The organism is Corallococcus sicarius (assembly GCF_003611735.1).
Lineage (GTDB): Bacteria > Myxococcota > Myxococcia > Myxococcales > Myxococcaceae > Corallococcus > Corallococcus sicarius.
In genome coordinates this window covers 14,491-28,445 of sequence record NZ_RAWG01000024.1, presented here as the reverse complement: position 1 = coordinate 28,445, position 13,955 = coordinate 14,491, and the positions used below count along the sequence as shown (strand labels likewise).

Sequence of the window (13,955 nt, the reverse complement as noted above, 5' to 3'; positions counted from 1 at the left end):
GCGCGAACTCAGCGCTGTTGCTTTTTCCCGTCCGCGTCCTGGTATCCGTCACCCATGAAGCGCATCCCGATAAGTTTGTTTGCCGGAGCCCCTGGCGTACCTGCCTTTTCGCGCCGTACCACGTCGTGCCAGCCCTGGGTGCGCGTGTCCTGGACCTTCAGTGCGAGCGTGTATTCTGGCCCCCAGACAGGGGCGTAGCGGTCTCCACCGCAGTGCACATAGAGTGCCTGCATCTGGGCCCCGTCGCTCCCGAAGTCCGTAGGGAAGAGGACGTAGAGGTCTGGCTGGCCTTTGCCGTCCAGGTCGGGTTCTCCCACGCGCTGGGCTTCGCCATGCCCCGGGTCCGGGTCCAGTTGGAGGATGGGCATGGGCCCGCTGCCCCGCGCCGTCACACGCACCGCGTCCTCTCTCTCGCACGGGGCCGGTGCGGCCTGGGGGGCCTTCGCAGCACCGGAGTCCGGTGGGCTGGCCTTCGTCTGCGCATCGTGCTCCGGGGGAGGCGCGTCCGGGGCCCCTGGCGGAGCGTGCCCTGACGGGATGACGGGTGGAGGGCTGGCAGGGGCCTGCAACTCGGCGCCTGTCCTGGGCGAGTGGCTGGGCTCAGTGCAAGCGGAGACAAACCCCATTGTGGCGGCGAGGAGCACGGTGTGACGCATAGGTGGAATACTTTAACGGTCCCACGCGCCAATACGTCAAACCCTTGCGTCACTCGGTGAGGCGTTCTGGACGTACTTCAATGTCTCCACCCGTGCCCTCCCGTCGGCCGGACTCCGGGGCTTCCTCTGCTTCTCGTCAGTCGCGGACATCCCGTGCTCCTTCCATCACATCTTGGGTGTCCACGGAACTGGGCCAGGGGCAGCCGACCGCCGCACCCGCTTCTCTGGCGGGCGATCCGCTTGGCCGACCCGGCTACGAACAGCTTGGCCGACCCGACTGCGATCCATTACCCCGGCCCGTTACACTCCGCGCCCGTCGCTACATGCAGTCCCGCCAGTCGCTGCTGGACTACTCGCTCACCCAATTCTTTCGGGAGGCGGAAAGGCACCGAGCCTGACCTGGTGCCGCGGCGTCGCACGCGCCAGACGGTGTCGGCTGGCGCGCGGTTCGCGGCGCGGTCTGGGGGGGCTGGGAGAGGGTGTCACCCTGGGCAGCGCCAGCCCCAGCCTTCGCACCCGCCTGGTGCATTCACCGCTTGAGACTGCCCTTGAAGACGTGCTCCCGGTGCCACTTCAGATAGCTGGGGTGGGGTCGCCATTCGGGCCGTTCAGGCAGACGCAACCGACGGTGCGGCTGGACGAGGTGGCCCAGCTCCTCGGGCATGTCCCGCTTTGCCAACAGCACACGGTGGTCGTCATCAATGGAGATCAACCCGCGGTCGAACATCCAGTGGACCGTCCCGGTCAGGGCCAGACCGTTGCGCACGGAGTCGGGCCCGTGTGCCGCCACCGGCTGGATGTGGGCTGCCTGGACCTCCGGGCGGCCTCCGCCATTGATGAGCCTCAAGCCGGAGATGGCGCAGGTCTCTCCATAGGCCTGCCGCACGTTGTGGCGGAAGGCCTCATCTCGGAAGGGACGCCAGAGGACCTGTTGCTCCACGGGCCTCGCCGCGTAGGTGGGCTCTTCCGCGACGTGCTGCTCCCAGGGCGCCAGCTCCCGACGGAAGCCCAGCCGGACGATGAGCTCGAACTCCGCGTCCTCCAGCGGTCGGACCGAGCGCCCAAAGGCTCCCCTGTTGGTGCTTCCATCCGCCTTGCGCAGGGCGGACTCGTAGTAGTGGTCTCCCTCACGGAAGGGCACCGCGTGGTCGAACTCGAGGTAGTCCTCGACGAGCGCGTAGTAGTGGTCGGGCCGGGCCCGGTCCTGCTCCACCGAAACCACCCTCGCGACGGCGAAGTAGGCCTGACGCCCGGTGGAGCTGGTCGCACCCGTCGTCCTGCGCGGCTCGTAATAGAGGAACAGCCCGCCCACGGCGGCTTCCACCTGCCGCAGGTACGTGCGCGGGAAGTGATAACGCGCCTCGGGCTGGTCGTCGTACGCCGAACTCTCCGAGGTGGTGAAGACGGCCTTCGCCATGCGGCCCCTGTCCCTGTCAGCAGGGCGCCAGGCTACGGCTCAGGGCCCCGGATGTACATGCGCCGCGATTCCACCTCCATTTGATACTTTCAGGTATCGCGGCTTTTCCTTGACCAATCCCATCCACGCTAAACTGGCGGTCAGTGCATCCCTCTTCTCGAAAGGAATGGACATGACGCTGGAGGCACGGTGGACGCGCCTGCGGGCGCTGGTGGTGGGCGTGGTGCTCGCGGGCGGGGCGGCCTGCGGACCGGAGGCGTCGCTGGACACAGGCCCCCTCGCCCAGGTGGAGGCGGAGGCCACGGCGCTGCCCTCCGCGGGCGGTGGCATCTTCATCACGGCCGCGGAGCTCACGCGCGCGCGTCAGCGAGCGACCGCCACGACGGAGCCCTACGCGGAGAACGCGCGCATCCTGAAGGGCCGCGCGGACTCGGCGCTGACGGCGACGCCCAAGCCGTTCCGCATGACGAACATCTCCACCATCACCTACCACTGGTGCTCACCGGACACGGACGGCATCGACAACTCACTGGCGGACGCCACCAGCAAGTTCACGGACGACTCGGACCGGATGCGCACGCTCGCGCTCCAGTACGCCGTGGGGGGCGATACGAAGTACGCGGCCCGCGCGCTGCTGTTCCTCAAGACGTGGGCCGCCCAGCACACCCCCGTCAACCTGCACGACCTGCACGTGGACTACGCGGCGGCGAAGCTGGATGGACAGACGGTGGAGTACTGCTCCAACCGCCCGTGGAACTTCGCGCTGGATGGCCTGTTCCAGGCCTATGGCCTCATCAACGCCAGCGACGCGTACGTGCTGCTCAAGCGCAACGGCTACCCGCTGAGCGCCACGGATGACGCCGCCGTGCGCGAGTGGCTGCGCAAGTCCGCGGAGGCCGTGAACTCCAGCTTCCAGGCGTGGACGCGCTGGGCGGACGCACACCCCTCCTCCAGCTCCTTCACGCGCTACCGCTCCGACAACCACCTGTCGTGGGGCCTGGCCGGGCTGCTCGCCGCGTCAGTGGCGCTCCAGGACAGCGCGCTCGCGGGCTACGTGCTGGACGGCACGTCGTGGGCGGACCGCCGCAACGGCGCGTACGCGAACCCGTCCCACATCAAGGACATCATCCACCGCGCCATCGAGTCCGGCACCGGCACCGCCAACGAGGGCCGCCTCTACGAGGAGAAGATCCTCCGCGATCCGCCCATCGGCTATTCGCTTTACCACCTGTGGGCCATGTCGCTCGTCGCGCGCAACGCGGAGGTCAACTACGCGCGGCCGGGCTTCTGGGACTACGCGGGCCCGAACGGCGGCAGCATCCACAAGGCATACACGCGCTATGCGGCCTTCATCCTGGGCGAGCGCGCGTCTCCCCAGGCCTCCGAGGCCGCGCCCACGGACTACCGGTGGCTGTATGAGCTGGGATACGCGCAGTGGCCGGAGACGCGGCTGAAGAGCGTCATCCAGGTGGGCCCGCGCAACCGCTACATCGTGCAGAGCATCGGCCCCGTCACGCTGGCGGTGGGTGAGACGTTCTAGTCGCGGAGGTTGTCAGCGCCCCCGGGCAGTGAAGGCCCGGGGGGCTTCTGGCGGCCTAGCTGGACTCGGCGATGCTCGCGCGCCGGCTGGCGCCGCCGTTGCCCTTGCCGAGCACGTTGGCGCGCTCCACGTTGCGCTGGGCCAGCGCCTCCAGCTGCTCCGGCGTCTTGGTCTTGCGGTCCTTCTCCTTCTGGATCGTCATCACGCCGCCGCCGTCGTGATTCTCCTTCGCGGAGGAGACACACTTCTTCAGGTCCGCGGCCGTCATCCAGTAGGCCCCGTTGACGGGGTCGCGCACGTGGTAGAGGTCGTCGTCCGCGCTGTCCGTCAAGCCCGGGTTGATGCCGTCGATGGTGATCCAGTGCAGCTCGCCGGGCTCCTGGTTCTGCTTGTCTGGATCCAGCGTCGTGTTGAGCAGCGCGTTGGAGTCCACCTGCGCCAGCGCAAGCTCCCCCTTGTTGAGGGCGTTGCTCAGCATCCTCGTGTTGCATTCCGCGGAGCTGCGCGTGACGGCGATGCCCATGGAGCCCAGGACGGCGCCCATCTCGGCGGGCGTCGCGCCGTTGGTCAGGTTCACGTCGACGCCCTGCTCCTTCACGCCCGAGGGGGAGGTCGCGAGGGTGTCCGCCTTGTTGCGCACCTGCTCCTGGGCCTGCTGCTGCGTGAGCGGCGCCGGGGCCTCGCTGTCGGACTGCTCCAGGAAGGTGAGGGCGGCCTCCGCGCAGCCCGTCTTGCTGGTCTGCACGACGGTGGGCTGCGTGGACTTCCAGCCATTCTCCTGCTGCGCCTGCTCCGCCTGGTTGACGGGCATGCCACTGGGGGGCGCGGTCGAACCCGGAGGGGGCGGCGCCGCCAGCTCCACCAGGCCCTTCTTCGCGGCGCGCTCGGGCTCGAAGGAGTCCAGGTAGACGCCCTGGTACACGTCCAGCGGCTTCGCGTTCGAGGCGTCCGCGAGCGGCTCCTTCACGGACTGGGCGGCCGCGGCCATGTTCGTCCGGACCTGCTCCGTCGCCTTCCGCACCCGCGCCATGACCGAGTCGATCTGCGAGCCGATATTGAAGCCCATGGGTGGTCCCCTGTTTCTTCCGTGGTCTGCTCCAATTATCTACGGACGACTCCGGAGGTTGCGTCCGAATTCCAGGATCTGAAGAGAGCGCGTGATTTCCGACGCAACCGGGCAGGCGTCCGGGCAGAGAAACAGGGGATCCAAGAATGAGGGGTACACTGGACCCATGGCGAACCGGAATGACAGGGATGACGGGGCTTCGGCCCCCGGCTCCGCACCGCGCGTTTCAGCCTCGCGGGAATCCTACGGTACGGGTCGCGGTGGCGCGGCTGGGACGGGGCGGCGGGAGTCGGAGAGCACGCCCTCGGTGGGCGCGGGCCGCGAGTCGCAGCGGCTGTCGTCGCGGCAGGTGGGCCGCTTCCTGCCGCTGAAGGTGCTGGGGCAGGGGGGCATGGGGGTGGTGTACGCCGCCTATGATCCGGACCTGGACCGCAAGGTGGCGCTGAAGCTCCTGCGGGTGAAGGGCGGCCACGAGGACCTGGAGCAGGGGCGGGCGCGGCTGTTGCGCGAGGCGCAGGCCATGGCGCGCATCTCCCACCCCAACGTCATCCCCGTCTTCGAGGTGGGGCAGTGGGACAGCCAGATCTACGTGGCGATGGCGCTGGTGGACGGCGGCACGCTGCGGGACTGGACGAAGGCGCGGCCCCGGACGTGGCAGGAGCTCTTGGACAAGTACCTGGCGGCGGGCCGGGGCCTGGAGGCCGCCCACGTGGCGGGGCTGGTGCACCGCGACTTCAAGCCGGCCAACGTGCTGGTGGGCAAGGACGGGCGCGTCTACGTCACCGACTTCGGCCTCGCGCGGCCCATGGGCGAGGTGGACGACGACGAGGAGGACGGCGACGTCGACGTCCGCGAGCGGCCGCGGCCCGTGCGGGACGAGTCGCTGCTCGACTCGCAGCTGACGCAGGCGGGGCTGGTGATGGGGACGCCCGCCTATATGTCGCCGGAGCAGTTCCGCGGGGAGCTGCTGGACTCGCGCTCGGATCAATTCAGCTTCTGCGCGGCGCTGTACCGCGCGTTGTATGGCATCCGCCCCTTCGACCCGGACGAGCTGTCGCGGGTTGCCTCGCAGATGCGGCCCCAGGGCGGGCCGCTGGAGGACGGGGACCCGGGCGTGACGCAGGCCGCGGCGGTGCAGGTGCTGCCGCCGTCGCCCATCCTGGAGCCGCCCAAGGACACGAAGGTGCCCGGCTGGGTGCGCCGCGCGCTGATGAAGGGCCTCTCGTTGGAGCCTCGGGACCGCTTCCGCTCCATGGAGGCGCTGCTGGACGCGCTGGGGCAGCGCGAGCGGCGGGCCCTGCGCAACCGGCGCGTGGGCGCGGCGGTGGCGGCCTCCGTGGTGCTGGGCGTGGCGGGCGGAGTGGTGTGGTCGCGCTCGCAGGCGTGCGCCGGCGCGGAAGCGCTGGTGTCGGAGCGCTGGGGCGCGGAGGCCCGTGAGAAGGTGACGCAGGCCTTCCTCGCGACGAAGAGCCCGGTGGCCCAGGACATGGCCCGCCGGGTGGGGGACGTGCTGGACGGCTACGGCGCGGAGTGGGCGAAGCAGCACACCACCGCGTGCGAGGACACGCGGGTGCGCGAGGTGCAGACGGAGGCGCTCCTGTCCCAGCGCTTCGTGTGCCTGGAGCGGCGGCGCAAGGACCTGGGCGCGCTCGTGGGCACGCTCCAGACGGCGGACGCGGCGCTCGTGGACAAGGCGCTGGACGCGGCCTACGCGCTGCCCGCTCCGGGGGACTGCGCGGACGTGGAGGCCCTGTCGGAGGTGCAGCCCCGGCCCGCGGACCCCGCGAAGCGCGCGGAGCTGGACGCACTGGAAGGCCAGCTGGCGGAGGTGAAGGCGCGCATCGACACGAGCCGCCTACCCAAGGCCCTGGAGCTGGCGAAGCAGGCGGAGGCGCGCGTGGTGGCGACGGGCTACCTGCCGCTGGTGGCGGAGCTGCGCTTCCACCTCGGCTGGGCGCAGGCGGCGCTGGGCGACAAGGTCGCGGGCGGCGCGGTGCTGGAGCAGGCCGTCTATGACGCGGAGGCCGGCCGCGCGGACCGGCTGGCCGTGTCCGTGATGAACAAGCTCCTCTACGTGGACGGCGAGCGGGAGAAGTACGAGCTGGCCCAGCGCTGGGGCCGGCTGGGCAACGCGACGCTCCAGCGCCTGGGCGGGGACCCGGTGCTGGAGAGCGACCTGAAGGTGAACCAGGCGAACCTGGCGCTGATGCAGGACCACCCCGACGAGGCGCGCGCCCTGCTGGAGAAGGCGTCCGGTTTGCTCGCGAAGGCGCTGCCGGAAGGGCACCCCAAGCGGGCGCGCGTGACGTTCACGCTGGGGCGCACGCTGCTGGAGACGGGCGCGTCCGCGGAGGCCGTGAAGGTGCTGAAGGACGCGCTCCAGCAGACGGAAGGAGCGCTGGGGCCCGTGCACCTGGACACCGCGCGGCGGCACCAGGCGCTGTCCATGGCGCTGCGCGAGCAGAAGGACTTCGCCGGCGCGCTGGAGCACGCGAGGGTGTCCGTCTCCATCCACCGCACGCTGCTGGGGCCCGCGCACGTGAAGCTGGCGGAGGCGCTGGACGAGGAGGGCATGAGCCTGCTCGCGCTCAAGCGCTACCCGGAGGCGCTCAAGGACTACGAGGAGGCGCTCGCCGTGAAGCAGGCGAAGCTGGGGCCGGAGGACGAACTGCTCCAGTACTCGCTGGACGGCGTGGGGCAGGCGCTCTTGGGCATGGGCCGCACGCACGACGCGGTGGCGCCGCTGAAGCAGGCGCTGACGTTCAAGGACGCGCAGGAGGACTCGCTGGGCGAGTCCGGCTTCGCGCTCGCCCAGGCGCTGTGGCAGGAAGGCGAGGAGCAGGAGGCGCGCGACGCGGCGGCGCAGGCGCAGGCGCGCTTCACGTCCGCGGGCCGCGCGGAGCAGGCGAAGGCGGTGGAGGCCTGGCTCCAGGCCCGGCCCGCGCCCGCGGCGAAGGTCGTCCCGGTGTCAGCGGTGCGCGGCAAGCGTCGTCGGTAGGCCCCGGGGTAGGCCTCAAGACCTCGAAGGTTTCGTGAGCCTCAGCACTCCGGCAGGCCGACGCTGAGGTTCGCGACCTCCAGGACGTTCACCGCGAGGCCTCCGCGCGAGGTCTCCTTGTACTTGTCCTTCATGTCGCGGCCGGTGTCGCGCATCGTCTTGATGACCTTGTCCAGGCTGACGAAGTGCCGCCCGTCGCCGGACATCGCCATGCGCATGGCGTTGATGGCCTTCACGGACGCCATCGCGTTGCGCTCGATGCACGGCACCTGCACCAGCCCGCCAATGGGGTCGCAGGTGAGGCCCAGGTTGTGCTCCATGGCGATCTCCGCCGCGTTCTCCACCTGGAGCGGCGTGCCGCCCAGCACCTCCGTGAGCGCGCCCGCGGCCATGGAGCACGCGCTGCCCACCTCGCCCTGGCAGCCCACCTCCGCGCCGCTGATGGAGGCGTTCTCCTTGTAGAGCGCGCCAATGGCGCCCGCCGTGAGCAGGAAGCGCACCACGCCGTCCGCGTTCGCCCCCGGCACGAAGCGCCAGTAGTAGTGCAGCACCGCGGGGATGATGCCCGCCGCGCCATTGGTGGGCGCGGTGACGACGCGCCCGCCCGCCGCGTTCTCCTCGTTCACCGCGAGCGCGTACAGGTTCACCCAGTCCAGCACCGTCAGCGGATTGGTGAGCCCCGCTTCCGGCCGGCTCATGAGCCGCTGGTACATCGCCGCCGCGCGGCGCTCCACCTTGAGGCCGCCGGGGAGGATGCCGCCCGTCGTGCACCCGCGCACCACGCACGCCTGCATCACGTCCCAGATGCGCAACAGCCGCGCGCGGATGTCCTCCTCGCTGTGCGACACCAGCTCGTTGCGCAGCATCACCGTGCTGATGGGCTGCCGCTCGCGCTCGCAGTGCGCGAGCAGCTCCTCCGCGGACTTGAAGGGCAGGGGCAGCCGGAGCGGCTCCTCGCGCAGCGGGTCCTGTCCCGCCGCCGCCTGCTCGTCCACCACGAAGCCGCCGCCCACGGAGTAGTACAGGCGCGACGCCAGCGTCTCCCCGCCCTCGTTGAACGCGGTGAAGCGCATGCCGTTGGGGTGGTAGGGCAGCACCTTGCGCTTGTGCATCACCAGGTGCTCGCCGTCGCGGAAGGGGATGACCAGCCGCTGGAGCAGCGACACGCGCCCCTCCACGCGCCAGTGCGAGACGAGCGACGCCGCCTGCTCCACGTTCACGTCCTCGGGCGTCTCACCGCGCAGGCCCAGGAGCACCGCCTTGTCGCTGCCGTGGCCCTTGCCCGTCGCGCCCAGGGAGCCGAACAGCTCCACCTTCAGCCGCGTCACGCGCTCCAGGAGGCCCGCATCCGCGAGCCCCACCACGAACATGCGCGCGGCGCGCATGGGCCCCACGGTGTGGGAACTGGAGGGACCGATACCAATCTTGAAGAGGTCGAAGACGCTGACGGACATGGCTGCACCACCATGCCATGTCCAACGCGCGGCACCTGTCTCCACACCGTCGCGACGCGCTGCGTACATCCATTTCAGGTCAGCCCGGCCGCTTGGGAAGTTGCCATCCCAAGCATGACGCGGGCTGGCTAGGGCGTCAGGACACTAACCGGCGGCGGGCTGCGGCCCCGTGGCCGGCTGGGGCGGCGGGGCCTGCGTCTTCGGCCGGTAGGCGAGCAGGCGCAGGCCGTTGAACACGACGACCAGCGTGCTGCCTTCATGCAGCACGACGGCCTGGCTGATCTTCGTCAGGCCCAGCACGGCGGCGACGACGAGCACGGCGCTGACGCCCAGCGCGATGACCAGGTTCTGCTTCATCACGGCCGTGGCCTTGCGCGACAGCTCCAGCGCGAAGGGCAGCTTCGCCAGGTCGTCGCTCATCAGCACCACGTCCGCCGTCTCCAGCGCCGCGTCGGAGCCGGCGCCGCCCATGGCCACGCCCACTGCGGCGGCGGCCAGCGCGGGCGCGTCGTTGACGCCGTCGCCCACCATGGCCACCGCGTGGGTGCGGCCCATCTCCTTCACGGCGGTGACCTTGTCCGCGGGCATCAGCGGAGCCTTCGCCTCGTCCAGGCCCACCTGCGTGGCGATGGACTGGGCCACGCGCGCGTTGTCACCCGACAGCATCACCGTGCGCTCGATGCCGCCCGCCTTGAGGTCCTGCACCACCTGACGTGCGCCGCCCCGCAGCGTGTCCGCCACGCCCAGCACGCCCAGGTAGCGGCCCGCGCGGCGCACCACCATCGTCGTCTGGCCCGCCTCCTCCAGCCGCGTCACCTCCGCGGAGACGTCCGGGGGGACCGTCTCGCCCGCGAAGAGCGCCAGGCTGCCCACGTCCACCGCGTCGTCGCCCACCTTCGCGCGGATGCCCTGGCCGTGGATGGCCTCCAGGTCGCGGCCCACCGGCACGGTGACGCGCGCCTCGGCGGCGCCGTCCACCACCGCCTTGGCCAGCGGGTGCGCGGACAGTGCCTCCACGCTCGCGGCGGTGCCGAGCAACTCCTCGCGCGTCACGCCCGGCGCGGCCCAGGTGGTGAGCAGCCGGGGCCGCCCCACGGTGAGCGTGCCCGTCTTGTCGAAGGCGATGGCGCGGATGCCGCTGAGCAGCTCCAGGTAGATGCCACCCTTGATGAGGACGCCGCCGCGCGCCGCGGCCGCCACGGCGGAGAGCACCGCGGACGGCGTGGAGATGGCGAGCGCGCACGGCGACGCGGCCACGAGCAGCCCCACCGCGCGCAGCACCGCTTCCTTCACGTCCGTGCCCGTCAGCACCAGCACCACGGGGAACACCACCGCCGCCACCATCACCAGCGGCGCCACGGTGCGCTCCAGGCGCTGGGCGAAGCGCTGCCGCTTGCCCTTCTGCGCCTCCGCCTGCGCCACCATGTCCACCACGCGCGCCAGCACCGACTCCGACGACAGGCGCGTCACCTCCACCTCCAGCGCCGCCTCGCAGTTGATGGTGCCGGAGAACACCTCGTCGCCGGGCTTGCGCGCCACCGGCATGGACTCCCCGGTGATGGCCGCCTGGTCCAGCGAACTCTTGCCCTCGCGGATGATGCCGTCCAGGGGCACGCGGTCGCCGGGACGCACGACGATGAGCTCGCCGCGCGCCACGTCCGCCACCGGCACCTCCACCACCTCCGAGCCCCGGCGCACGCGCGCCACCTCCGGACGCAGCTGGCCCAGCGCTTCAATGGAGCGGCGCGCCTTCTCCATGGCCCGGTGCTCCAGCGCGTGGCCCGCGCTGAAGAGGAAGAGCAGGAACGCGCCCTCGAACCAGGCGCCGAGCACGGCCGCGCCCACCGCCGCCACGACCATCATCGTCTCGATGTCGATGCGCAGCTGCGCGATGGACTGCACCGAGCCCTTGATGGCGAAGAAGCCACCGCTCGCCATCGACAGGGCCCAGAGCACCGTGGCGACCAGCGGCGGGGCCAGCGCGAAGTGGTCCACCACGAAGCCCGCCACCAGCAGCACGCCCGCGGCGACCACCAGGGGCAGCTCCAGCAGCGGGGCCAGTCCTCCGCCGTGCGCGTGGTGCGAGCAGGCATGGCCCGCCATGGGCACCTCCAGCCCATACCCGAGCTTCTTCACCCGGGCCTCCACCTCCGGCAGCTTCAGCTCCTCCTTGTCGTACTCGATGACCAGGCGCTCGCTCGCGTACGCGACGCTGGCGGTGAGCACGCCCGGCATCCGGGTCACCGCGTGCTCGATGACCTCGGCCGCGTTCGCGGAGTCCATCCCGCGCACGAACCAGGTGTGGTGCAGGTAGCGCGACGCCACCTGTCCGCCCATCTGCTGCGCGAGCGTCACGAGCTGCGAGGCGCTCACCAGCGACGGCTGGTAGTGGATGCACACCTCCGCGTGGCCCGCGTCGCGGCGCAGGTGCACGTCGGTGATGCCCCGCTGGGACTCCAGCGCCGCCTCCAGTCGCGCGAAGCGGCCCTGTTCGTCCGTCTCTCCCGGCAGCGTGCCCTCCAGGTCCAACTGGAGCGCCGAGCCGCCCCCTTCCGCCGGACGGTGGGCCGGCGGACGGATGACGCGCTGGGAGTGGGCATGGCCGTGGTGGTCATGCCCGTGGTGATCATGATCGTGGCCATGGGAGCAGGAGGGGCCGTGCACGTGGGCGTCGCCATGTGCGTGCGCGTGCCCGTGGTCATGACCGGCATGGTTGTGGCCGGCATGATCATGGCCGGCATGATCATGGCCCGCGTGGTCGTGGTTGCACCCCGGACCGTGGACGTGGAGCTGCACGGCGTTGCCGCTGCCTTGCGTCTCCTTGAGGCCCTTGAGGTTCAACGTGCCAAACCGCGACCCGCTCTTCTTCTGCTCCGACATGGCTTGTGTCCTGACGCCCTAGTGGCGGTGTCCGCGGCGTGAATGCGAGGGCGCTGCTGCGGCTGGAGGCGGGGCCTCGGCCTTGTGGTCTTCGTCCTCGTCCTCATGGTCCTCGTCCCCATGCTCCTCGGGGACGGGCTGGTCGAAGCGCTGACCGGCGACCTCCAGGGTGAAGCTCTTGCACGTGGGCGGCACCTCGAACTCCAGCACCGCGGGGAGCCGGCCCTCGTACGTCTTCAGCACCTTGCCCTGCTCGTCGTAGACGGTGCCGCCGGCCGCGACGGTCATCGTCTCGTCCACCAGCACGGCGACGAGCTCCGCCATCTCCTCCATGCGGTCCGCGATGCGGTGGCACCAGAGGTGGCCCACGCCCGGATAGGTGGTGTGGGAGATCTCCTCCATCTGCTCCTCGTCCACCTGCTCGCCCACGCCCATGAACACGAAGTTGATGCGGGGCAGCCGGCCGGAGGCGATCTCCTTGGCCACCTGGGTGGCGTAGGCCGTCACGTCATGGGCGTCGTTGATCTGCGAGTCCGTGATGATGACCGCGAGCCCGCGCTTGGCGCCTTCGCTCACCTGCTGCTTGATGTGCGCCACGAAGTCGCGGAGCACGGGCAGCATCACGGTGGCCTTGCCGTAGGAGCGCGGACCGGGGAAGCGGTAGCCCTTGGCCTGGGGGCCGGTGAGGTCGCCCACCATCTCCAGCTGGGTGCCGTCGCCCGCGGCCCAGTAGGTGACGCGCACCTTGCCGTCCCGGTCCTTGTTGGCCAGGTACTCCAGCATCCACTGCATCTGCGGCTCGACCTGGTTCTTCACCGGGGCGAGCTTCGCCAGGATGCCGCGCGGCCCGTACGCGTTCTCCATGCTGGCGGAGCCGTCCATGTAGAGGGCCACGTCCAGGCCCTCCACCGTGGGGTCGTGCAGGAGCGTGGCGACGACCTTGTTCCCCATCCGGTGCACGTCGGAGAAGGGGCGGTTGATGACTTCGTGGCCGGCCATCAGTGGTGGTCCTCTTCTTCTTCGTGGTGCTCTTCGTCGGGCAGCGGCTGGGTGTAGCGCTGGCCGGACACCTCCAGCGTGAAGCTCTTCGCGCCCTCGGGGACGTCGAACTCCAGCACGGCAGGGAGGCGGCCCTCGTACGTCTTCAGCACCGTGCCCTTGTCGTCGTAGATGGTGCCGCCGGCGGCGACGGTCATCGTCTCGTCCACCAGCACGGCGACCAGCTCCGCGACCTGGGTGATCTCCTTGGCGATGCGGTGGCACCACAGGTGCCCGACGCCCGGGTACTCCTCGTGCGCGATGTGCTCCAGCTGCTCCTCGTCGATGTCGTCGCCCACGCCCACCAGCACGAAGTTGATGCGCGGCAGCTTGCCGGTGGCGACCTTCTTCGCGACCTCGGCGGAGAACTTCTCCACCGCCTCCGCGTCGTGGAGCCGGCCGTCGGTGACGATGATGGCGCAGCCGCGCTTCGCCCCCACCTTCACCTGCTGCTCCAGGTACGACACGTAGTCGCGCAGCGCGGGCTCCAGGTACGTGAAGCCGCCCAGCTGCTTGGCGCCAGGGAACTTGTACTGCTTCACGTCGGTGCCCTTCAGCTCACCGACGACCTCCACCTGACGGCCGTTGGTGCCGCTGGCCCAGTACGCCACGCGCAGGAGGCCGTTGCGGTCCTTGGTGGCCAGGTACTCCAGCATCCACCGCACCTGCGGCTCCACCTGGTTCGCCGGGTCCTTCAGCGGCGCGCCGCGGATCCACTCCAGGAAGGTGCGCTGGGGCTGCTCGTACTTGTACTCCTCCTTCATGCTGCCGGACGCGTCCATGTAGATGGCCATGTCCAGGCCCTCCACCGTGGGGTCGTGCAGCAGCACCGCGCGCACGCGGTCGCCTTCGCGGTGCAGGTCCGAAAACGGCTCGATCGGCTTCTCGTGTCCCATGGTCTGCCTT

General features: G+C 70.5%; 9 protein-coding genes. 2 read left to right on the top strand and 7 right to left on the bottom strand.

The window, feature by feature from the left end; translation table 11 throughout:
* Positions 1 to 8: 8 nt before the first annotated feature.
* The gene (locus tag D7X12_RS05765) at positions 9 to 368 is read right to left on the bottom strand and encodes a hypothetical protein (protein WP_120624255.1); all 360 of its coding nucleotides are present in this window, start codon (positions 366 to 368) and stop codon (positions 9 to 11) included.
* A gap of 817 nt (positions 369 to 1,185) precedes the next feature.
* On the bottom strand, positions 1,186 to 2,073 hold the full coding sequence (locus D7X12_RS05755) for an HNH endonuclease (protein WP_120624253.1): 888 nt from the start codon (positions 2,071 to 2,073) through the stop codon (positions 1,186 to 1,188).
* A gap of 172 nt (positions 2,074 to 2,245) precedes the next feature.
* On the opposite strand from D7X12_RS05755, the gene D7X12_RS05750 reads away from it, so the two are divergent.
* Positions 2,246 to 3,613 (top strand): alginate lyase family protein, encoded by a 1,368-nt coding sequence (locus D7X12_RS05750; RefSeq protein WP_120624252.1) that lies wholly within the window; start codon positions 2,246 to 2,248, stop codon positions 3,611 to 3,613.
* Positions 3,614 to 3,668: 55 nt separating this feature from the next.
* Here the strand turns inward: D7X12_RS05750 and D7X12_RS05745 are convergent, their stop codons facing one another.
* The gene (locus tag D7X12_RS05745; protein WP_120624251.1) at positions 3,669 to 4,679 is read right to left on the bottom strand and encodes a hypothetical protein; all 1,011 of its coding nucleotides are present in this window, start codon (positions 4,677 to 4,679) and stop codon (positions 3,669 to 3,671) included.
* A 166-nt stretch (positions 4,680 to 4,845) separates the two neighbouring features.
* Here D7X12_RS05745 and D7X12_RS05740 point away from each other — a divergent pair, with 166 nt between their 5' ends.
* Positions 4,846 to 7,677, top strand: a complete 2,832-nt coding sequence (locus D7X12_RS05740; RefSeq protein WP_120624250.1) for a serine/threonine-protein kinase — start codon at positions 4,846 to 4,848, stop codon at positions 7,675 to 7,677.
* Between the two features lie 41 nt (positions 7,678 to 7,718).
* Here the strand turns inward: D7X12_RS05740 and D7X12_RS05735 are convergent, their stop codons facing one another.
* The 4 genes from D7X12_RS05735 to D7X12_RS05720 all read right to left on the bottom strand — a co-directional run bounded on the left by D7X12_RS05735 (position 7,719) and on the right by D7X12_RS05720 (position 13,945).
* Positions 7,719 to 9,131, bottom strand: coding sequence for an L-serine ammonia-lyase (locus D7X12_RS05735; protein WP_120624249.1), 1,413 nt, complete (start codon positions 9,129 to 9,131; stop codon positions 7,719 to 7,721).
* Between the two features lie 144 nt (positions 9,132 to 9,275).
* Positions 9,276 to 12,011, bottom strand: a complete 2,736-nt coding sequence (locus D7X12_RS05730; protein WP_120624248.1) for a heavy metal translocating P-type ATPase — start codon at positions 12,009 to 12,011, stop codon at positions 9,276 to 9,278.
* Between the two features lie 18 nt (positions 12,012 to 12,029).
* Positions 12,030 to 13,010 (bottom strand): vWA domain-containing protein, encoded by a 981-nt coding sequence (locus tag D7X12_RS05725; protein WP_120624247.1) that lies wholly within the window; start codon positions 13,008 to 13,010, stop codon positions 12,030 to 12,032.
* The gene (locus tag D7X12_RS05720; RefSeq protein WP_120624246.1) at positions 13,010 to 13,945 is read right to left on the bottom strand and encodes a vWA domain-containing protein; all 936 of its coding nucleotides are present in this window, start codon (positions 13,943 to 13,945) and stop codon (positions 13,010 to 13,012) included. The genes D7X12_RS05725 and D7X12_RS05720 overlap by 1 nt, the downstream gene beginning before the upstream one ends.
* Positions 13,946 to 13,955: the final 10 nt, after the last annotated feature.